We start from the raw sequence: 21,055 nt of genomic DNA on the forward strand, positions 1-21,055 counted from the left end.
GTGAGGTACTTGAAACGTGAATAATCAAACAGAATCACGGTATCAAGTTAAAGGAAACGAAAGCATTTTAGCGGAGACAGCAATGCAAATTTTTTACGATAAAGACACAGACTTATCTATCATCCAAGGCAAAAAAGTAGCAATCATTGGTTATGGTTCACAAGGCCATGCTCATGCGCTTAACCTTAAAGATTCAGGCGTTGACGTAACTGTAGGTCTACGCGCTGGTTCTACTTCTTGGAAAAAAGCTGAAAATGCTGGTCTTAAAGTTTCAGAAGTTCCTGCTGCTGTAGCTCAAGCTGACTTAGTTATGATTTTGACTCCAGATGAGTTCCAATCACAACTTTACCGTGACGTAATTGAGCCAAACATCAAGCAAGGTGCAACGCTAGCATTTGCTCATGGTTTCTCTGTTCTTTATAACCAAGTTGTTCCACGTGCTGACCTTGACGTAATCATGGTTGCTCCAAAAGCGCCAGGTCATACTGTACGTTCAGAATTCCAACGTGGTTCAGGTGTACCTGATCTTATCGCTGTTCACCAAGATGCTTCTGGTAATGCACGTAACGTTGCGCTTTCTTACGCTTCAGGTGTTGGTGGCGGCCGTACTGGTATTATCGAAACTTCATTCCGTGAAGAAACTGAAACGGACCTTTTCGGTGAGCAAGCAGTTCTTTGTGGTGGTGCTGTTGAATTGGTTAAAATGGGCTTCGAAACTCTTGTTGAAGCTGGTTATGCACCAGAAATGGCTTACTTCGAATGTCTACACGAACTTAAATTGATCGTTGACTTAATGTTCGAAGGCGGTATCGCGGACATGAACTACTCAGTATCAAACAATGCTGAATATGGTGAATACGTAACTGGTGTTGAAGTAATCAACGAACAGTCTCGTGAAGCGATGCGTAATGCGCTTAAACGTATTCAATCTGGTGAATACGCGAAGATGTTCATCCAAGAAGGTGCGTTGAACTATCCTTCTATGACTGCTCGTCGTCGTCAAAACGCGGCGCATGGTATCGAAGTAACTGGTAACAAGTTACGTGCGATGATGCCTTGGATCCAAGCGAACAAAATCGTTGATAAAGAGAAAAACTAATTTCTTGAATCAATTGATTTGAATATGAAGACCCACTCATTTTGAGTGGGTTTTTTAATATCTAAAGTTACGTGCCTTAAAAATAGAAAAGCATACTTTTCTATTTTTGCGTACCTTGGATCCAAGCGAACAAAATCATTGATAAAGAGAAAAACTAATTTCTTGAATCAATTGATTTGAATACGAAGACCCACTCATTTTGAGTGGGTTTTTTAATATCTAAAGTTACGTGCCTTAAAAATAGAAAAGTAGTGCTCTCATTCCTTACGCGTCACTCAAAACAGTGTGCTGCCTCGTTGTACTTCGTACAAAACAATGTTTTGTAATCGTTCATACTTTGGATCCAATCGAACAAAATCGTAAGCAAAGAAAAGAATTTATTTAATTATCTTTTGAGTTTTATGATACAAGGAACCCAATATTAGCGTGGGTTAGAATAATGATTTTATATAAATATGTGAGTTTTGAAGCTGCTTTAACGATTTTGAAAACAAAATCTCTAGGTTTTTCACATTTAGAAGATTTTAACGACCCATTTGAATGCACTGGTTTTGGTTTTTATGATTTGGATGTACCGACATCCGTAGCAATAGGGGCATTCCGTAATCAGTTTTCTAGAAAGTATGTGATTTTAAGTTTGACTAGAACCGCTTTAAATCCACTCATGTGGTCACATTATGGGGATAGTTACAAAGGTGTTGTGATCGGAATTGACACATGCAAAGCAGGTTTTGAAGATGGTGATCAATTTATTATTCCTTCAACAAAAGGAGAGTTGAGATATTTAAAAACAGCGCCGAAGCAGGCCAATGTGGCAAGTGTTGAAAAATTAATGTCGGTAGGAAATTCAAATATTTTAAATTGGGATAATGAAGAAGTTTTAATAAAGCATGGTTTGCTTTATAAAATGCAGGAATGGGCATACGAAGAGGAAGTACGTATTGTAAAGAATATTAGCGATGCTCAATTCGGGTATCACTTTTCTACAAAAACACATGCATATATCAATGACCAACTTTGGCAAAGAGTCCAATTGCAAACGCGTCCAATTTATACATTAAAATTGCCTGAAGAAGCCTTTGTTGAAGTATATGTTGGGAAAAATGCATATATTGATCTTAGAAGAAAGCAAGAGCTTGTGAAACCAGTAATTGATCATAAGGTAGATCAGTTTGAATTGCTGAAAGATCTATGTATTCAATTTAATATTGGTTTGAAATGCATTTCATTAGATTTGGAAACTTGGGCTTTAAAAGCGACTCCAATTTAATCTGATGATTTGAGTTGTAGGTGGTTTCAAAACTCCTATATTTGTGTCATCTGTGTTGAATTTAGGTTGTGATAGAGTAGGCATTATTCATGCTGTATGGAGTGTGTAATTGCAATGAAAATATCAAAAATCTCTCTTTTACTCGCTCTTTGTCTACCAGTGGTGAGTTTTGCACAAGAGGCAGATATAACACTGCCTGAGTTAAAGCCTTTACCTGATGTTCGGATATCCATGCAGCGGATGCTTCGCTCGACTGAAGGACGCTATTTCTTAGATTTGTATGCTGGTATATGGAATCCGCACGGGACTTTGACTGATCTGCAAGAGCCCAAACAAATTAACTTTAAAGGGACTCAAAAAGCTGATTTTATAGATCTGAATTCAGTCAATGTTGGGACTGAACAAAGTGCGGCAACTGCTTATCGATTGGCAGGAACCTTGAATGCAAATACAGGCTCGTTTAAAGCTGAACTGATGGAAAAAACGGCATCACCATCTACAAGTTATCTACAGTTTGAACCTGCGTTTAAAGCAGTAGATAAACCTATCCTGTTGTTTAAGTTCTATGGAGTGCAATCCGCAGATCAGCCTTATGGCAAATCTCTAAAGCGCGTAGATGTAATAAATAAGTCAAATGGCGAGGTACTACAGTCATTACAAGGCTTTAATGCCTTTGGGAGTAGTATGGGATTCTTAGATGTAAACTTTGATGGATACTATGATGTTGTACTCTCAGACACTTCTGATGGTCGAAAAATAGAAGATAAGCGATTTATTTATTGGATGTACAATCCTAAAACGAAGAATTTTCAACGCTCACCGCAATTGGAGAAAATTGCTGGCTTCCCAAAATTAAAAGGAGAGCTGCAGCAGATCGACTTTGGATCAGGTCAAATCTTTCGAGTCGATCAAGGATTGCTTTATCCAGTCAGTGAGTAAGTTAAATTTTTTAAAAAGCCCCATAACTTGGGGCTTTTTTATTTATAGAATTTTCTAAAGAAGAATTCAGGCAGTTTTAAAAGAGGTAGTCCGTATTTTGAATAAAAAAGCAAAGTAAAATGAGTGTTGAAAGAGAGGCGGTGAATTTCTATATATGTGATAAATCACGTAATAAATGAGATTCTAAAAATTTGAAAAACAAAAACTGAAATTTCAATAAAGAAAATATGATTTACAAAAGCTTAACATTGGAAACTAAGACGTGTTTCAAAACCTGTAATTTAATACAAAGGCTCAGTATTTGGTGACGTAATTCTTGTATTGCGTTTCAAAAGACATACCTGAAAGTAGTGATTATATATTTAAGATTCTATTTAAAATTTAAATTTAATCGGTCTTTACTATTAATATAGTTGAATATTCACGTAGTATTTTTTTGTTTGAAAATTATTTTGAACTATTTCACAAATATTTGGTGAAATATGTAACAGCCTATATTATTTTTAATGCTACTAAATTTAATGAAAACAATAAGATATAATATACCAAAAAATAGGGATATGAAAAAAATCCCCAAAATTTGGGATAAAGAGGAAAATTAAATAAAAACATAAAAATTAAAAATATTTAATATATTACAAACACATAATTTAAATATTTGTAAAAAATAATATTACATGAATATTCGTGTGAAATTTCCATTTTAGGTTCTTTTTTTCTCAACATGATTAAGAATGAATCAGCACCTAGGGAAAGTAAGATTAATTAGTTTTTCTTAATAAATATCCTTTGATGCACATACTAATAAATCTCATATGAGAATGGAGAAGTGAAATGTCTACATCTAAAATTTTAACCGCAGTACTATCTGCAACATTGTTCGTAGCACTTCCAGCAACATCTGCAATCGCTGGTGGTAAAAAAGAATCTAAACAATGTGGCGGTGCGCCGTGTGAAGGCGAAATCGACATCGAGTTACAGATTCTGAAAGCATGTGAGCTTTTGGTAGGTAAAGACATCAAACTCGTTGAAGACAGTTATACAGGTGCTAGTAGCTTTCAAGTTACAACAAACACCCCATATACACTGAATTTATCTACACTGAATGCAGGTACAAGTGCAGATACTTTTGTAAAACATGAAACGACTACTGATAAAGTAGCTACAAAAATCACGACTTCAAAAGGTGGTGTGAATTATCCAATAGGCTCTACACCTGTAGCTGGTATGAGTGTTGATAACTTCACAGTATCTGTTGCTCCAAAAACTGCAATTTCAGCGACTCAACGTGCTGGTACATACAAAGATACTTTATATATCAAAGTAGCTTACTAATCCAAATTTAGGGAGTTGATTCTACACAGTTAGGGTCAACTTCTTTTTATTTTGAATTGATAATAATATTTAAATGTACTGGGGTGAGTATATGAAAAGTTTATTCAAAGTCGTTTCATTAAGTTTAATGACTTGCTTATTGAGTGCTCAAATATTTGCAGGTATTTCAATTAGCCCTGTGCAGTTATATTTAACCGATAAATCTAAACAACGCAGTGCGACATTTACTTTGGAATCGAAAGGGGATGATGAGACACCACGTATTTTTGAAGCTCAAGCATTTAAATGGACTCAAAATGCTGCAGGTGAAGATATTCTTTCACCTGAATCCAATATTATTATCAATCCGAAAAATTTCATTCTAAAACCAAACTCAAAACAAATGGTTCGTGTGGGTTTTACTCAATCTGTAGAGAGTATGAATCTACAACAAGAAGAAGCATGGCGTATTATTTATACTGAGCTACCTCAAGTGACGAACTCTGAATCGAAAATTGCACTGTTATTAAGTATTAATGTGCCATTTTTTGTCGGCAAACAAGAACCAGCTTATTTAAAATTTATTGCCAAAAAAATGAATGGTCGTACCATTATTCAGGTTGAAAATTTAGCAAAATCACACATTCAAATCCAAAAACTTTATGTCATCGATAAAAGCAAAAAAACAGTCGCTGAATCTTCCGATATGAAATATTTATTGGCATTAGGTAAAAACCAATACGACATCGGGAATGTTTCTTTACAAGGCGCTAGTAATTATAAAGTCGTTGTGGAAACAGATAAAGGTGACACTCCTTTGGAGTTTAATTTAGTTGAGTAGTGGCTATGAACAGAATGACATTGCTTCTATATTGTATTTTATGTGCTAATTCTGCTCATGCAGAAGCCGTTGATATGCCTGATGATTTATTTCCAACCAGTATTTGGGTAAACGAAGTAGACCGCAAGAGCGAAGTATTATTACTGACTGAAAATAACAAGTTTTATATAGAGTGCGCAGATCTTGATAAGCTGCAAATCAAAGTAGAAATTCTGAAACGACATGCAACTAAAAATTCATTTTGTTTGGTAACGGATCAAGATATTCAGTCTGGATTTGATCCTCAATTGCAAGCTGTCAAAATTAATCTTCCATCAAAATATTTCTTTGGGCTAGAAACTGATACCTTAATCAGCCAGCCGATGCCTGCAAATTTTGGTGCATTTCTTAATTATGAAATGCATTTTGAAAATAATACTCAACATAATAATTTTGGTGTGCTACCTGAACTGGGCGTGTTTAAAGACAATTGGATTTTAAGAAATAATGCCTTTTATCGAAATAATAAAGGGGATGATTATCGTGAAGAAAAATTCGTCAGGTTAAATAGTAGTCTTGAGTTTGATTTTTCTAAAAGTGCGACCAAACTGATTATTGGTGATACGACCTCTGCATATAGTGCATTAATTCATGGTGTGCGATTTGGTGGTTTGAGTTTTGGTACAGACTATATGTCACGCCCAGATTTTGTGTATTGGAATATTCCAAGTCTAAAAGGCAGTGCGGTTTTACCTTCGACTGTTGATTTATATATTGATGGCGTAAATATTTATCAGAAAAAGATTTCACCTGGAGATTATAACTTACAAACAGGTGCCAATATTGAAAGTGCCGGTACAGCGCAAATGGTTGTACAAGATGTATTGGGGAATACTACTGTTAGAAGCTTCCCGGTATTAATTAGTAGTAAATTGCTTAAAGAAGATTTAAATGATTACAACATATCATTAGGGAAACTACGCTTCAGTTATGACGAAGAAAATAGTGATTATCGCGATTTTTTTAGTTCAGCCTATTGGCGTAGAGGTGTCACCAGTCGTACCACGTTGGGTGCAAGTGCAACCTATAGTGACAAAGTAAAAAATGCAGGACTGCTATGGACGCAAGCGGTCAATCGATGGTTTGTTTTAGACAGTATTTTTTTAGGCAGTAAAACCGATGACGACGATGGTTATTCTGCAGGTTTGGCTATCAGTCGTAATTTCGGGAAACTCAATTTTGGTGTGAGTTCACGCTACGCTACAAATGATTATCGGGCGCTGGGCTATGAAGATAATCATATTTTTCCAAAATTTGAAAATATGGCGTATTTAAGTTTTGCTAATTTTCCATTCTTTCAAAATTTAAACCTGAACTATATCGAACAAACCCAGTATGAATCTAATGATCCTTTATTTGAATTAGAGGATCGCAAAATGCTCACAGTGGGTGTGAGTCGCGAAATCACACAGAATTTAATGTATACCGCCAATTATTTTAAAGAATTTGGTGATAGCGATGACTCAGGTGCCTTTATTACATTTTCTTATAATTTTGGTGGTGGTAAGCGTATTCAGGCTGATGCAGGTACCAATAAATCCGGCGGTGTACGTTTCATCCAAAATGCATTTGGTGAATATGGTGCAAATTATGCGCTAGGTGTGGATTATCGTAATGATGAAACAGTATTAAATGCCTATGGTGGTTTGTCCACTGATGTAGGTGATTTAACCCTAAGTCATCTCTATAGTGAAAATGATTCAACAACCCAGGTTGGCTACCGTGGTGCTATGGTGTGGTTGGGTGGTCAATACGCATTGACCAGTTTTGTAGATAATGCCTTTGCTTTAGTGAATGTTGGTGGTCGTGAAGATATTGATGTCATGCGATCAATGTCTCCAGTCGCGAAAACCAATAAAAAAGGCTATGCCTTTGTACACGATATCGTTCCTTATATTAATTACGATATTTCATTTGATGAAAACCAATTGCCGATCGAAAGTAAAGTTCCAAATGCTGCACATCGTTTAGTCGCATTAAGACAGCGTGGTTATAACATTAATTTTTCAGTATTTGATACACAACAAATATTGGTCAAAATATTGGATGAACAAGGTCATCAATTTGTGGCAGGAAGTGAAGTTGCAATTGATACCCCAGAAGCTGATGTTTATCCAGTGGGTTCAGATGGCACGGTAATGTTATATGGTTTGGTTGAAGGCTACTACAAGTTGACGGTGAGGACCAGTGGTGGTCGATCTTGCCAAACAGCATTAACAGTGCCGAAAAAGGTAGAAAACCAAACTCCTGAATTAATTACATTGCAGTGTAAATAAAGGAGTATTTCCAATGAAAAGTATTTTATTCATCTCAGCAGCGTTATTTAGTTCAATGACATTTGCAGCACCGAGTCGTTGTGAAATGGGACGAATCAGTGAAACCAATATGCGCTTGGCAAATTACTATAATAGTCAAGCGGCGAGTTCATTTAGTGTCGATTGTTCAGGTAAATACCGCATACGCTTTAATAGCCGAAATTTGCAGGATACTTCGGGCAGTAGTTTTGTGACGAATGGCCCGATTAAGCTCAAAACACGGATGACTGTTTCAGGTGCGATGGAAAATTTGTGGAATGTTTCTACCGAGCAAGGCGCTGGCAAAAATAACTATGTGATTGCAGTGCGTTTGGTGGAGCGAGTGAATGCAACGACACCTGCAGGAATCTACCGCGATACAGTCTTTGTAAATATGGTGTTTTGAGTTGCTTAGCGACAAAATTTATTTCAAGGCCAAGATGATTATATGCAGAGTGCTGATTTCGTTCATACCGCTAGATTGAAGCTTGAGGATAGATATTTAGGTGAATCTTGGGCTTCAATCTAAGGAGCTTAATTTTCTGTTATGCGTATAAAGTCAGAAATGAAGAAAATTTGATTTCAGCATATGCTTCCCCGAAAACTACTTTGGGTGTGGCGATTATTTTTGCACTACGCTTGACTAAAAGTGTAAGACGAATTGAAAAATTTAATGGCACTTTGGCCACACTGGTCACACAAACAAATGAGAGTAAATACACATTTTACACAATCATTATCAGTTGGAAATGGAAAATACTCGCTTGCAAGAGCGTATTCAAATAGCACATGACCTACATGATGGCTCAGCTCGATCATTGCGATTAATGGCATAGGCTGAGCAGAGCGCCAAAGATCTGACTAATCCACAATTTTTATCGATGTTGAAAATTTTAAGAGATGATTTACGACAGATCATTGATAGTGGTCCTAGTTTAGGCACTAAACTGCCTGAAACCCCTTTGTTATGGATGGCACCCTTTAGACACCGTTTTAATCAGTTATTTGATGAGCTCGATGTACACGCTAAATGGTCAGTTCCTGCAAAATGGGAAGTGGATGTTACCCCATTGGAATGTCTAAGCTTACAGCGTGTAGCTGAAGAAGCATTAACCAATATTGTGAAGCATAGTCATGCGACCGTGGTGCAGATCCGAATTTATTATGAAAACTCGGCGTTGATAATGGAAGTTGAAGACAATGGCGTGGGGGGGATGTGGATCTGGTTAATCAAGCTGGTTTAAGTGTGGGGCTTCGTAGTATGAGTGGGTGTTTAGTACGGATGAGCGCAGATATGCAAATCACTTCTAATGCGGGTCAGACGATTTTAAAACTGATTAAAAATTACGGATAAATCATGATTTTGTAGATGAAATAAGATAATTTTTTTTCAACAAACTGTCATCAAATAATCATCAAAATGCAAAAAACTGCTGCTTAAACTGTGGATATACATTTATAAGAAGCATGTAAGATCATGACAGAATCGGCTATCAATTTAGGGCGTATGCAGGATGAACCTGCACGCTTTCAGTTCCACTTTAAGCATATGCAATCACGAATGGATGTGCAAACGGTCTCAACTTTAATCCGTCCAGGTCTAAAAATCGCCATTGTTACAGATACGTGGGCGCCAGAAATTAATGGTGTTGCACATTCTTTATTACAACTGTGTAAGGGCTTGCAGCAACAAGGCAACTCAATTTTTTTAATACGTCCTGAACAGTCCAAAAGTTGTCAGGATTTTCGACCTGATCAGGAATGTTTGGTTCGAGCGCAGTCGATTCCTAAATATTCAGGTTTACAATTTGGCTGGCCGCAACTGATCAAACTCAGTAAAGCTCTAAAAAAAGCCCAAGTCGACATTGTGCATATAGTCACTGAAGGGCCTTTGGGATTTGCTATGCTTCAACTGGCGCGTTCTTTACAGATTCCTGTGTCCAGTGGTTTTCATTCGGCCTTTCATGATTTTAGTCGATTCTTTGATTTAGCGTTTTTAATGAAGCCTGTACAACATTATTTACGATGGTTTCATAATAATACTCAACTCACCTGTGTCCCGAGCCAAGATACTGCGGATGCCTTGCATCGATTAGGTTTTAGTTGTCCATTGGTGGTGGTGGGGCGAGGTGTGGACCATAGTCGATTTTCTCCCTCACATTATCGAGCAGATCTGAGACAACAGTGGCGAGCAGATGAACATACCCGCGTGATGCTGTATGTCGGTCGGCTATCTCCTGAAAAAGAGGTAGATGTTTTAATTTCAGCCTATCGTTCGATGTTGGCCATGGATGCACGAACGAAATTGGTCATTGTGGGTGATGGGCCTGATCGTGAACGATTAATGCAACTGGCAAAATCCCTAGGTGTTATTTTTATGGGAAGTTTAAGTGGTCAGGCTTTATCGGAAGCCTATGCTAGTGCGGATGTTTTTGTTTTCGCAAGTCAGGTTGAGACCTTTGGTAATGTGGTTTTGGAGGCGATGGCCAGCGGATTGCCTGTGATTGCATATAATGCTGCATGTGCCCAACTGCACGTGAGAAATCAGCTAACGGGCTGGTTATGTCATTTATCCCGAACCGATGAATTTATTCGTCTTATGCAACAATTGCCGCAACGTGCTAAATTAAAAACCATGGGCATCGAGGCGGCAAACGACGCAGCTAAAATCGGATGGCAATATCCTGTACAGCAATTTGAGCAAGCGCTATATCGCGTGGTGGATCAAGCCATGATGAGCCAATGGAGCTAGCGCTATTGGTTATATACTGGTTGAGCATCCTCATAACCAATATTCATTGAACTGTCATCAAAGCATCATTGCACTGTCAAAAAGATAACTTAAGCTGAGTCAAGTACAGATCTCAACTTGTAAAAATAACAACACAAATCTAGCTCAACCCCAACACAGTCAGGCTTTGACTGTAGATAGGAGATTAGCGATGAATTTTAAAAATGCAAAAACAAGAATGCTGCATCTCGATTTAAAAGGCTGTATTTATCTCAATCATTTTTCACATCAACAAGTTGTTGCTGACATATTTAAAATGGTGAGTCGACTTGGTGATGGTATGTTTTGGTATGTCATGTTGGCGACGGTTTGGATCGTGCAGGGCATGTCTTACAGTGTACAAATCGTCTATGTATTACTGGGTGGTTCCGTCGGCACCTCGATCTATAAACTCCTCAAAAAGAAAACTGTGCGCCCAAGACCGTACCAAGTGCATCAAGTGATTCGCTTAGGTGAACGCCCTCTAGATCATTTTAGTTTTCCATCGGGGCATACTCTACATGCGGTCATGGCAACAACAGTGCTGGGCTATATTCAACCCATGCTGTTGGTCCTGATGTTGCCCTTCAGCTTATTAGTGGCATTATCTCGCATGATCTTAGGTTTGCATTACCCGAGTGATGTTGCCGTCGGTGCTGCAATAGGCGCTGCAGTGGGTGCCGCAATGATTCTCTGTGCACCTCTTTTCGGTTTGGTTTTATAGTTTGATGTGGACATCTCAATTGCAAAATCTGGTAATAAAAAAAATTAAAAGGGTTTATCACGTCGAATTGCTGAAATTTGTTAAAGTAAGCCATCATTCTATAGACGATGTTAGGAAGACCCATGGGTTTACGCTGGACAGATACCATTGATATCGCAATTGAGCTGTATGAAGCTCACCCTGATGTTGATCCGCAATGGATTCGCTTTACTGACCTACATGCATGGGTATGTGCATTGCCAAATTTCACTGATGACCCAGAAAAGTCGACTGAAGGTCTGCTTGAGGGAATTCAGATGGCCTGGATTGATGAGGCAAGTTAATCCCTACATCGAAAAAAGCAATTTTTTTGTATAGCAAAAGCAGAAAATAGCGCATTATTCGGTATAATGCGGCAAATTTTTCACGTCAAATTGACTTAAGGAGCCTCTCATGGCTATTGAACGTACTTTATCTATCGTTAAACCAGACGCAGTTGCTAAAAACCACATCGGCGACATCTTTGCTCGTTTCGAAAAAGCTGGTCTTCAAATCGTTGCAACTAAAATGAAACACTTGACTCAAGCTGAAGCTGAAGGCTTCTACGCTGAGCACAAAGAACGTGGTTTCTTTGGTGACCTAGTTGCATTCATGACTTCTGGTCCAGTTGTAGTTTCAGTTCTTGAGGGCGAAAACGCAGTTCTTGCTCACCGTGAAATCCTTGGCGCAACTAACCCTAAAGAAGCTGCTCCTGGTACTATCCGTGCAGACTTCGCTGTAAGCATCGACGAAAACGCTGCTCACGGTTCTGACTCTGTAGCATCTGCTGATCGTGAAGTTAACTACTTCTTCGCTCAAACTGAGATCGCTCCACGTACTCGTTAATTCGAAGTATTCAAACCAGATAAGTGGTATACTGCTTGTCTGGTTTTTTTATTCTCTGAATAATTCTTCGCTCAAATACTGAGCATCTCCTTTGATCTTTAGACATGGTTTAGGTAATTACACATGAGTACTGAAGTAGTCGCTACATCAGCTGTTTCTGATGCACAGCAACAATCTCCATCCGCTCCGACGCAGCAAAACACTGTGGAGAAAGTGAATTTACTGGGCATGTCACGTCCACAAATGGAAAAATTCTTCGAAGATATGGGGGAGAAGAAATTTCGTGCTGGGCAGGTGATGAAATGGATTCATCAGTTCTTCGTGACTGATTTTGCTGAAATGACCAATATTTCAGGCAAATTGCGTGAAAAACTAGAAAAGATTTGTGAAATTAAAGCGCCTGAAGTGGTGCATAAAAATTACTCAAAAGACGGTACTCGTAAATGGGTGTTCCGTGTAGGTGAAGGTGCAGGTTCATTGGTTGAAACTGTGCTCATTCCTGCAGAAGATAAAACCGGCGCACGTAAGACCTTGTGTATTTCATCACAAGTGGGCTGTGCTCTGGACTGTTCATTCTGTTCAACTGGTAAACAAGGCTTCCAACGTGACTTGAGTCAAGCTGAAATTATTGGACAGCTTTGGGTGGCGAACTTCTCTTATATGGAAGATGTGCCAGTTGCTGATCGTGAGCGTTCAGTGACCAACGTGGTGATGATGGGTATGGGGGAGCCACTGTTGAACTATGATGCCGTATTGAATTCAATGCGTATCATGCTGGATGACTTTGCGTATGGCATGTCGAAGCGCCGTGTGACTTTATCAACCTCCGGTGTGGTACCTAAAATTGACCAATTGGCACAAGACATTGATGTAGCCTTGGCAATTTCACTCCATGCGCCAAATGATGAACTACGTAACGAACTTGTTCCGATCAATAAAAAATATCCGTTGGAACAGTTGATTGCAGCGTGTCAGCGTTATATCGCCAAAGATGGTAATGAAAGTTCACGTAAACACGTGACCATCGAATACGTGATGTTAGATGGTGTAAATGACCATCCTGAACATGCACAGCAAATGTTAAAGCTGTTGAAAAACCTACCAAGCAAAATTAATTTAATTCCGTTTAACCCGTTCCCGCATGCGCCATACGGTCGTTCAAGCCGTAACCGTATTATTTCTTTCCAAAAAACTTTGTCTGATGCCGGTTTTGTGTGTACGATTCGTCAGACACGTGGTGATGATATCGACGCTGCGTGTGGACAACTCGTGGGGCAAGTTGCTGACCGTACTCGTCGTGCGGAGCAATGGAAAAAGAAAGTTGCGCAGCAAAATGAGATACTGCGCTCACAAGGATAATAAAGAGGCAGCCAATTGAAAAAGTTAACGTATAAGTTCACTTTCGTTTCAGCTTTATGTGCATCGGTTTTGGCATTAACAGCATGTCAAACGCCTGAGATTGGGAAAAAAGACCCAGAGAAAGCCGTAAAAATCAGAACGCAATTGGCTGTTGAACACCTGAAAGCAGGGGATTTGGACTCTGCTAAACGTGCATTAGATCAGGCTTTAGAGGTGGATTCTCGCGATTCCCAAGCCAATATGATGATGGGTGTCTTACTACAACGAGAAGGCAGTCCAGCCAACTTAGAAAAAGCAGATAGTTATTTTAAGCGTGCAATTTCAGCAGACTCAAAAAATTCTCAAGCACGTAACAACTACGGTACGTATTTATACCAAGTTGAGCGCTATAATGATGCGATTGAACAGTTCAGCATCGCAGGTTCAACTTTAGGTTATGATCAACGTTTCAAAGCATTGGAAAATTTAGGTCGAATTTACCTGAAAGTGGGTGATGTGGCGAATGCTGAAAAATCATTCAAACAAGCTTTGCAGGCTAATCGTGATTCCTATGTTTCAATGTTAGAGTTGTCTGAAATCTTTTATTTGAATCAGCAGTTCCCTGCTGCCACACAAATGTATGAACAATTTGTACGTGCAGTAGGACAAAAAAATCAGGGTGCGCGTGCACTCTGGATTGGCATTCGAACAGCGCGTGCCAATGGCGACAATTTGGGTATGCAAGTACTGGTCAATCAGTTACGTGCTTTGTTCCCAGAAAGTCCTGAATACCAACGCTATTTGCAATTACAGTACAGTACTGAGGCCGTATGGAAGTAAATCCTAATTCACCGCAATCGAATGGTTCGAGCGTAGCTCCAAATGCATTAGGAAATGTACAACGCCCAGGTGAGTATTTACGTCAAGTACGTATTACGCAAAAACTGGAACTTGAAGCTGTCGCATCAGAACTCAATATTCCATTAAAAACACTGACTGCACTTGAGCAAGATGATTATAAGTCATTGCCTGAAGCGACCTTTATTAAAGGTTACTACCGCACTTATGCCAAATATTTAAAAGTTGATGCCACCAATATCATTCAACGTTTTGATGATATTTATGCCAACGATACGGGATTGTTGCCAAATCACGCGTTAAACAATTCACCGATTAAAATTATGGGTAAATTACCCGGTTCTAACCGTGACCGTAATCGTAAATGGATCAAACGTGGTCTGATTGCATTGGCGGTGTTGGTGGTCATTGGTGCGATCGTGGCAGCGATTCAGGGCATGACCTCGGGCAGCGATAATGAAGACGCTGTGACCAGTGAAGTCGCTTCAGAAGTTCAAGTCCTCGACATGAATGGCGGGAATGCAACAGTCAGCGGTGATCAATTGACATTGACCTTTAGTAGCCCGACTTCAGTACATATTGTTGATTCGACGGGTAAGGTGTTGGCGACTGGTCGTCAAGCATCGACGCTCAACTTAAACGGTGAAACACCATTCCAAATTCGTTTGGATGATGCAACAGCAGTGTCATTAAGCTTAAATAATGAAAATATTTCATTGTCACCATATACCGTAAACGGCAAAGCAGATTTCCGTTTATCACGTTAAGGGACAACAGAGCAGACTGAACAATGATTGAAAATCCAATTAAGCGCCGTCCAACGCGTAAAATTAAAGTAGGTTCGGTGTATGTCGGTGGTGATGCGCCGATCAGCATCCAAAGTATGACCAATACTGAAACCTGTGATGTCGAAGCGACCGTGGCACAGATTCAGCGCTGTGTAGATGTCGGTGCGGACATCATGCGTGTTTCTGTACCGAGTATGGAAGCTGCTGAAGCTTTTGGTGAAATTCGTAAACGTGTGCAAGTGCCACTGGTTGCCGATATTCACTTTGATTATAAAATTGCTTTACGTGTTGCAGACCTTGGTGCAGATTGTTTGCGTATTAACCCGGGTAATATTGGTTCTGAAGCCAAAATCCGTGAAGTGGTAGCTGCTGCACAACATAATGACATCTCTATGCGTATTGGTGTCAATGCAGGCTCACTGGAAAAAGATATTCAAAAGAAATATGGTGAGCCTACAGGTCAGGCCTTGCTTGAATCTGCAATGCGCCATATTGATATTTTAGACCGTTTAAATTTCCATGAATTTAAAGTGTCAGTCAAAGCATCGAATGTATTCCTGACTATGGATGCTTACCGATTACTTTCTGCACAAATTGATAACCCATTACACTTAGGTGTGACTGAAGCAGGTGTCTACCGCACGGGTTCAGTCAAATCTGCTATCGCTTTAGGCGGTTTGTTGATGGAAGGCATTGGTGACACCATGCGTATTTCATTGGCAGCAGAGCCTGAAGAAGAAATCAAAATTGGCTTTGATATTTTAAAATCATTGGGCTTACGTTCAAACGGCATTAACTTTATTGCATGCCCAAGTTGTTCACGCCAAGAGTTCAATGTCATCAAAGTCATGCAAACATTGGAAGAGCGTTTAGAAGATATTCGTACCCCAATGGATGTATCGGTGATTGGTTGTAAAGTAAATGGTCCGGGTGAAGCCAAAGAAGCCGATATTGGTGTAGTAGGTGCAAGTCCGCGTTCACTGGTGTATCGTAATGGCGAAAAGAGCCATTTAATTGACACAAATCAGTTGGTTGACGAAATCGAAGCGATGGTTCGTCAACGTGTTAGCGATCTTGAAGACGCTAAAGCTAAAGAGATTATTCGCACAAGTTTTTCTGAGTAGATCATGAGTTCAATCGTCGCAATCAAAGGTTTTAATGACATTCTCCCTACGCAAAGTCCTGCATGGAGACGTCTAGAACAGCATCTATCTAGCCTGATGGATGCTTATGGTTATCAGCAAATTCGCTTGCCGATTGTGGAGCAGACTCATCTGTTCAAACGTTCTATTGGTGATGCAACGGATATCGTTGAAAAAGAAATGTACACATTCTTAGACAAAGGTAATCCGCCTGAGTCTTTGACTTTGCGTCCAGAAGGAACAGCAGGGTGTGTGCGTGCAATGCTTGAACATAATTTACTTCGTGGTGCTACACCGCGTGTATGGTATGTCGGCCCAATGTTCCGCTATGAAAAACCACAAAAAGGTCGCTACCGTCAGTTCCATCAATTTGGCGTAGAAACCTTTGGTGTTGCAACACCAGATCAAGATGCAGAATTGATTTTAATGACTGCGCGTTTGTGGAAACGCATGGGCGTTGCAGATAAAGTTCGATTAGAACTTAATACTTTAGGTGAGTCTGATGAACGTGCTGCCTATCGTGCGGCATTGGTTGAATTTTTAGAGTCACATAAAAATGACTTAGATGAAGATTCACAGCGTCGTCTAACTACGAATCCACTGCGTATTTTGGATTCTAAAGATGCAAAAACACAAAGCATTTTGGAAAATGCGCCAAAACTTCACGACTTTATGGGTGAAGAAACGTTGGCTCACTTTGCTCAATTGCAGCAGTATTTGACTGACGCAGGTATTGGCTTTGTGATCAATCAAAAATTGGTTCGTGGTCTCGATTACTACAACAAAACGGTCTTTGAATGGACAACTACACACTTAGGTTCTCAAGGAACGGTATGTGCTGGTGGTCGTTATGACGGTTTAGTCGGTCAGCTTAAAGGTAAAGCAGACCAGTCGGTGCCTGCTGTTGGTTTTGCAATGGGTATGGAGCGTTTGCTTCTTCTACTTGAACAAGTGGAAGACAATACCCCAGTGCGTGACTGTGAGCTATTCTTGGTTTCAGATCCTGCAACTCAAGGTAAAGCATTGGTACTTGCTGAACAAATTCGTGATCAACTTGAAGCGGCGGGTAGCAACATTCGCTTAAAAGTTGGTTCACAAGGTTCAATGAAATCGCAAATGAAAAAAGCCGACCAATCGGGCGCTTTATTTGCTGTGATTTACGGTGAACGTGAGCAAGCAGCTGGGCAAGTGCTGGTAAAAGAGCTAGCCATTGCAGAACAACACGAAGTGAATGTGGCAGACTTTGTTGCCTTCATTATCGAAAAAATTTCTTCAAAATAATCCCTATAACATAAGGAAAAAGGTAATTTCATGAGCGCATTGAGTGAAGAAGAACAACTTGATAATTTAAAATCGTTTGCTAAAAAATATGGCTCTGCCATTGTTAGCGGCATTTTAATTGCGTTGATTGCCTTTTTCGGATGGGAATACTGGCAGAAGAAAACTTTGGCTGAATCACAAATGCAAACAGCCAAAGTCCAGCAGTTAATGGATGATGCTCAGTCGGCGACGGGTGACGCTTTTACACAACTTTCTGCGACTGCAGATAAAATTGTAAAAGAAGCACCAGATTCGCCACAAGCCATTCAAACTCAGTTGCTTATGGCAAAATTGGCGTATGATAAAGCGGATTATGCCAACGCTGAAAAAGCTTTGAAAAAAGTTGAAAATTCAAAAGTTGACGATGCGGGCTTAGTTCAATTGGTGAAATTACGTTTAGCGTATGCACAATTGGCACAAAAGAAATTTGATGAAGCATTAAAAACTTTAGAAGCGGTTAAAGAACCTGCTTTTCAAGCGACTGCAGATGAAGCCCGTGGCGATGTCTATGTTGCAAAAAATGATATCGAAAATGCAAAGAAAGTTTATCAAAGTGCATGGGATGCTTTGGTTGAGCGACAAGAAGAACGTCAAATTTTACAAATTAAACTCGAAAGTGTAGGCGTTTTAGTTGATGATCCTGAAATTGAACGTCCGATTATAGATACACAAGTGGAAGCAACTGAATGAATAGAAAATACAAAATTACCTGTGCGCTGACAGTTTTAACACTTGCTTTGGCTGGTTGTGCAAATAAAGGAAAAGTAGAAAAAGTAAAACCAAATCCTTTACCAAAATTGGAACAGGCAAAAACTTTAGCACCTGTATTTTCAAACAGTGTGGCTTCAACTGAAGAAGCAGATCCACTGCGTTTACGTATGGATGCAGATAATGGCGTTGTTTTTAGCGTAAATCCTAATGGTGAAGTTCAAGCCTACAAAGGCAAAGAGCGTTTATGGCAGAAGAAAATCTCTAAACAAGGTTTGACTGCAGGTGTAGAAGCAGCTGACGGAATTGTGGTTGTTGGTAATGCAAAAGGTCAATTATTTGCATTAGATCAGGCAACAGGTGAACAAAAGTGGACTGCGCAATTAACCGGCGCGTTACTTTCACCGTCATTGATTCAAGCAGGTCGCGTTATTTCAGTTACCAATGATGGTACGGTATACGCAAACGATGTGGCAACGGGCCAACAAACTTGGACCTATAACTTGCCAAATGTGCAGTTTAGTTTACGTGGTATGGCAGCACCGGTATCACTCGATGCGCGTCATGTTCTCATCGCTTCTTCAAATGCCTATATCTATGTGATTGATGCATTGAGCGGTATTCCGAAAATGCAGCGTCGTGTTGCAGTGTCAGACGGTCGTTCAGATGTACAACGTCTCATTGATATTGACGGTGAACCGACTGTAGCAGGTCAATTTTTAATTACCACCAGTTACCAAGGCCAAGTGACAGCACTTGATCTTGCATCACAACAAGTGATCTGGAGTAATGATGCGAGCAGTATTCAGCGTCCTGAAGTTGCAGGCAATGGTGTCTTTGTAACACAAACTGATGGTAAAATTGTGGCTTACGAAATTACCACTGGTCAAACATTGTGGGAAAATGACCAATTGCTTAATCGTAATTTGAGTAACCCAGTGATGTTAGGTCAAGACCTTGTGGTTGGTGATCTGGATGGTGTACTTCACTTAATCAACCCAGCGACAGGTGAGTTGGTTGGTCGTTCTAAAACCAGTGGTGAAGTGCGTTCACTACGTGTAATTGACAACCAATTATATGTGTCGACACGTAAGGGTGCATTAAGCATTTGGCAGAACCGTTAATTTTTCTGCGGCTTATGTTAAAATAAGCCAAACCGTATTTTTAACGCGGGGGATTGAATCATCAATGCCCCGTGTTTTTATTTATTTTAGGCATTTATCCTATTTCCATTCTTCCTAAGCTTTCTGATGTTCAGACCAGACCAAACTGGCTGATCTGGAATAAAGGTTAATCTATGAAACCCGTAATTGCGCTCATTGGTCGTCCGAACGTCGGAAAATCAACGTTGTTTAACCAGATAACCAAGAGCCGTGATGCTCTCGTTGCTGACTTTGCCGGTCTGACTCGTGACCGTAAGTATGGTGACGCGACTTATCAAAATAAATCCTTCATCGTCGTTGATACTGGGGGTATTGGCGAAACTGAGGGCGGTATCGACTCGTACATGGCAGAACAGTCAAAAACTGCCATTAATGAAGCAGATATTATTGTCTTCGTGGTCGATGCGCGCGCAGGCTTATTGGCATCTGATGAGCAAATTGCACGTGACTTACGTACGCTAGGTAAAAAAGTTTATCTTGTTGCCAACAAAGTTGATGGTGTACATGCCGAAGCAGCTTTAGTTGAATTCTTTAAATTGGGTATGGGTGAACCACTTCAAGTGGCTGCCAGCCATGGTCGTGGTGTTCAGCAAATGCTTGAAGAAGTGTTAGCTGAAGTGCCTGAAGATGAAAGTGAAGAACAACACGATAAAGACACAGGCTTACGTTTAGCGATTATTGGTCGTCCAAACGTGGGTAAATCGACTTTAGTGAACCGTTTGTTGGGTGAAGACCGTGTGGTTGCATTTGACCAGCCGGGTACTACACGTGACTCAATTTATATTCCATTTGAACGTGACGGTCGTAAATATACGTTAATCGATACTGCGGGTGTACGTCGTAAAGGTAAAGTGGACGAAATGATCGAGAAATTCTCGATTGTGAAAACTTTACAAGCGATGAAAGATGCGCATGTTGTCGTTATTGTTGTGGATGCACGTGAAGGGATCGTTGAGCAAGACTTGCATTTGATCGGTTATGCGCTTGAAGCAGGCCGTGCGATGGTGATTGCCATCAACAAATGGGACAACATGTCTGACTATGACCGTAAACAGTGTAAATTAGATGTTGAACGTCGTTTTGACTTTATTCCATGGGCAAAAATTCACTTAATTTCTGCACTTCACGGTACAGGTGTTGGTGATCTTTATCCATCGATCCACCGTGCTTATGATTCTTCGCATTTGAAAGTATCACCTGCGAAAATCACTCAGATCTTGAATGATGCAACTGATGCGCACCAACCACCAATGGTTCAAGGTCGTCGTATCAAAATGCGTTATGCGCATATTGGCGGACAAAATCCACCGACGATTGTGATTCATGGTAACAAAGTCGATAAAACGCCAAATGACTATCGTCGTTACCTAGAAAACGTGTTCCGTAAAGTTTATAAACTTGAAGGTACGCCAGTCAAAATTGAATTTAAAACCTCTGATAACCCATTTGAAGGTCGTAAGTCGCAAATCGATGAGCGTACGGCTGCACGTAAACGTCGTTATGTTCAGAAGTTCAAAAAAGCGGAAAAGAAATTCAAACGCTAAGTTTGGATAAGAAAAAAAAGCCTGCAGATATGCAGGCTTT

The 21,055-nt window shown here is 39.9% G+C and carries 20 protein-coding genes; all 20 read left to right on the forward strand.

The window, feature by feature from the left end; all coding sequences use genetic code 11:
- Positions 1-82 precede the first annotated feature (82 nt).
- Positions 83-1,099 carry a ketol-acid reductoisomerase gene (gene ilvC, locus FTU02_RS10435; protein ID WP_078192867.1) on the forward strand — a complete coding sequence of 339 codons (1,017 nt, stop codon included), beginning with the start codon at positions 83-85 and terminating at the stop codon, positions 1,097-1,099.
- 439 nt (positions 1,100-1,538) lie between these two features.
- Entirely contained in the window at positions 1,539-2,369 is an 831-nt protein-coding gene (locus FTU02_RS10440; RefSeq protein ID WP_180157011.1) for a DUF2971 domain-containing protein, read from the forward strand.
- Between the two features lie 114 nt (positions 2,370-2,483).
- Positions 2,484-3,308 carry a hypothetical protein gene (locus FTU02_RS10445; protein WP_257232776.1) on the forward strand — a complete coding sequence of 275 codons (825 nt, stop codon included), beginning with the start codon at positions 2,484-2,486 and terminating at the stop codon, positions 3,306-3,308.
- A gap of 834 nt (positions 3,309-4,142) precedes the next feature.
- Positions 4,143-4,643: a hypothetical protein gene (locus tag FTU02_RS10450; protein ID WP_180130755.1), complete on the forward strand. Its 501-nt coding sequence runs from the start codon at positions 4,143-4,145 to the stop codon at positions 4,641-4,643.
- Positions 4,644-4,734: 91 nt separating this feature from the next.
- Positions 4,735-5,463 (forward strand): molecular chaperone, encoded by a 729-nt coding sequence (locus tag FTU02_RS10455; protein WP_180121586.1) that lies wholly within the window; start codon positions 4,735-4,737, stop codon positions 5,461-5,463.
- Between the two features lie 5 nt (positions 5,464-5,468).
- Positions 5,469-7,778 (forward strand): fimbria/pilus outer membrane usher protein, encoded by a 2,310-nt coding sequence (locus tag FTU02_RS10460; RefSeq protein WP_180157015.1) that lies wholly within the window; start codon positions 5,469-5,471, stop codon positions 7,776-7,778.
- A 13-nt stretch (positions 7,779-7,791) separates the two neighbouring features.
- On the forward strand, positions 7,792-8,202 hold the full coding sequence (locus FTU02_RS10465) for a hypothetical protein (protein WP_078192667.1): 411 nt from the start codon (positions 7,792-7,794) through the stop codon (positions 8,200-8,202).
- 475 nt (positions 8,203-8,677) lie between these two features.
- Positions 8,678-9,040 carry an ATP-binding protein gene (locus tag FTU02_RS10470; RefSeq protein ID WP_180157017.1) on the forward strand — a complete coding sequence of 121 codons (363 nt, stop codon included), beginning with the start codon at positions 8,678-8,680 and terminating at the stop codon, positions 9,038-9,040.
- A gap of 230 nt (positions 9,041-9,270) precedes the next feature.
- Positions 9,271-10,548, forward strand: a complete 1,278-nt coding sequence (locus tag FTU02_RS10475) for a glycosyltransferase family 4 protein (protein WP_373684237.1) — start codon at positions 9,271-9,273, stop codon at positions 10,546-10,548.
- Between the two features lie 190 nt (positions 10,549-10,738).
- The gene (locus tag FTU02_RS10480; RefSeq protein WP_180132660.1) at positions 10,739-11,290 is read left to right on the forward strand and encodes a phosphatase PAP2 family protein; all 552 of its coding nucleotides are present in this window, start codon (positions 10,739-10,741) and stop codon (positions 11,288-11,290) included.
- A gap of 122 nt (positions 11,291-11,412) precedes the next feature.
- Positions 11,413-11,613 carry a Fe-S cluster assembly protein IscX gene (gene iscX, locus FTU02_RS10485; protein WP_078189615.1) on the forward strand — a complete coding sequence of 67 codons (201 nt, stop codon included), beginning with the start codon at positions 11,413-11,415 and terminating at the stop codon, positions 11,611-11,613.
- 109 nt (positions 11,614-11,722) lie between these two features.
- Entirely contained in the window at positions 11,723-12,154 is a 432-nt protein-coding gene (gene ndk / locus FTU02_RS10490; protein ID WP_078189614.1) for a nucleoside-diphosphate kinase, read from the forward strand.
- Between the two features lie 123 nt (positions 12,155-12,277).
- A complete protein-coding gene (gene rlmN / locus FTU02_RS10495; protein WP_180117161.1) occupies positions 12,278-13,513 on the forward strand; it encodes a 23S rRNA (adenine(2503)-C(2))-methyltransferase RlmN in 1,236 nt (411 codons plus the stop codon).
- Between the two features lie 15 nt (positions 13,514-13,528).
- The gene (gene pilW / locus FTU02_RS10500; RefSeq protein WP_078189612.1) at positions 13,529-14,332 is read left to right on the forward strand and encodes a type IV pilus biogenesis/stability protein PilW; all 804 of its coding nucleotides are present in this window, start codon (positions 13,529-13,531) and stop codon (positions 14,330-14,332) included.
- Positions 14,323-15,117 carry a RodZ domain-containing protein gene (locus FTU02_RS10505; RefSeq protein ID WP_180124989.1) on the forward strand — a complete coding sequence of 265 codons (795 nt, stop codon included), beginning with the start codon at positions 14,323-14,325 and terminating at the stop codon, positions 15,115-15,117. Before pilW ends, FTU02_RS10505 begins: the two co-directional genes overlap by 10 nt.
- Before the next feature lie 23 nt (positions 15,118-15,140).
- Complete coding sequence (ispG, locus tag FTU02_RS10510; RefSeq protein WP_180011668.1) at positions 15,141-16,262, forward strand: flavodoxin-dependent (E)-4-hydroxy-3-methylbut-2-enyl-diphosphate synthase; 1,122 nt, start codon at positions 15,141-15,143, stop codon at positions 16,260-16,262.
- 3 nt (positions 16,263-16,265) lie between these two features.
- The gene (hisS, locus tag FTU02_RS10515) at positions 16,266-17,561 is read left to right on the forward strand and encodes a histidine--tRNA ligase (protein WP_180157021.1); all 1,296 of its coding nucleotides are present in this window, start codon (positions 16,266-16,268) and stop codon (positions 17,559-17,561) included.
- Between the two features lie 30 nt (positions 17,562-17,591).
- Positions 17,592-18,290: a tetratricopeptide repeat protein gene (locus tag FTU02_RS10520; RefSeq protein ID WP_078189608.1), complete on the forward strand. Its 699-nt coding sequence runs from the start codon at positions 17,592-17,594 to the stop codon at positions 18,288-18,290.
- Complete coding sequence (gene bamB, locus FTU02_RS10525) at positions 18,287-19,432, forward strand: outer membrane protein assembly factor BamB (RefSeq protein ID WP_078189607.1); 1,146 nt, start codon at positions 18,287-18,289, stop codon at positions 19,430-19,432. Before FTU02_RS10520 ends, bamB begins: the two co-directional genes overlap by 4 nt.
- Positions 19,433-19,605: 173 nt before the next feature.
- Positions 19,606-21,015: a ribosome biogenesis GTPase Der gene (der, locus tag FTU02_RS10530; RefSeq protein WP_078192658.1), complete on the forward strand. Its 1,410-nt coding sequence runs from the start codon at positions 19,606-19,608 to the stop codon at positions 21,013-21,015.
- Positions 21,016-21,055: the final 40 nt, after the last annotated feature.

The sequence above is a fragment of the Acinetobacter sp. YH12045 genome (assembly GCF_013419925.1).
GTDB classification, from domain to species: Bacteria; Pseudomonadota; Gammaproteobacteria; order Pseudomonadales; family Moraxellaceae; genus Acinetobacter; species Acinetobacter amyesii.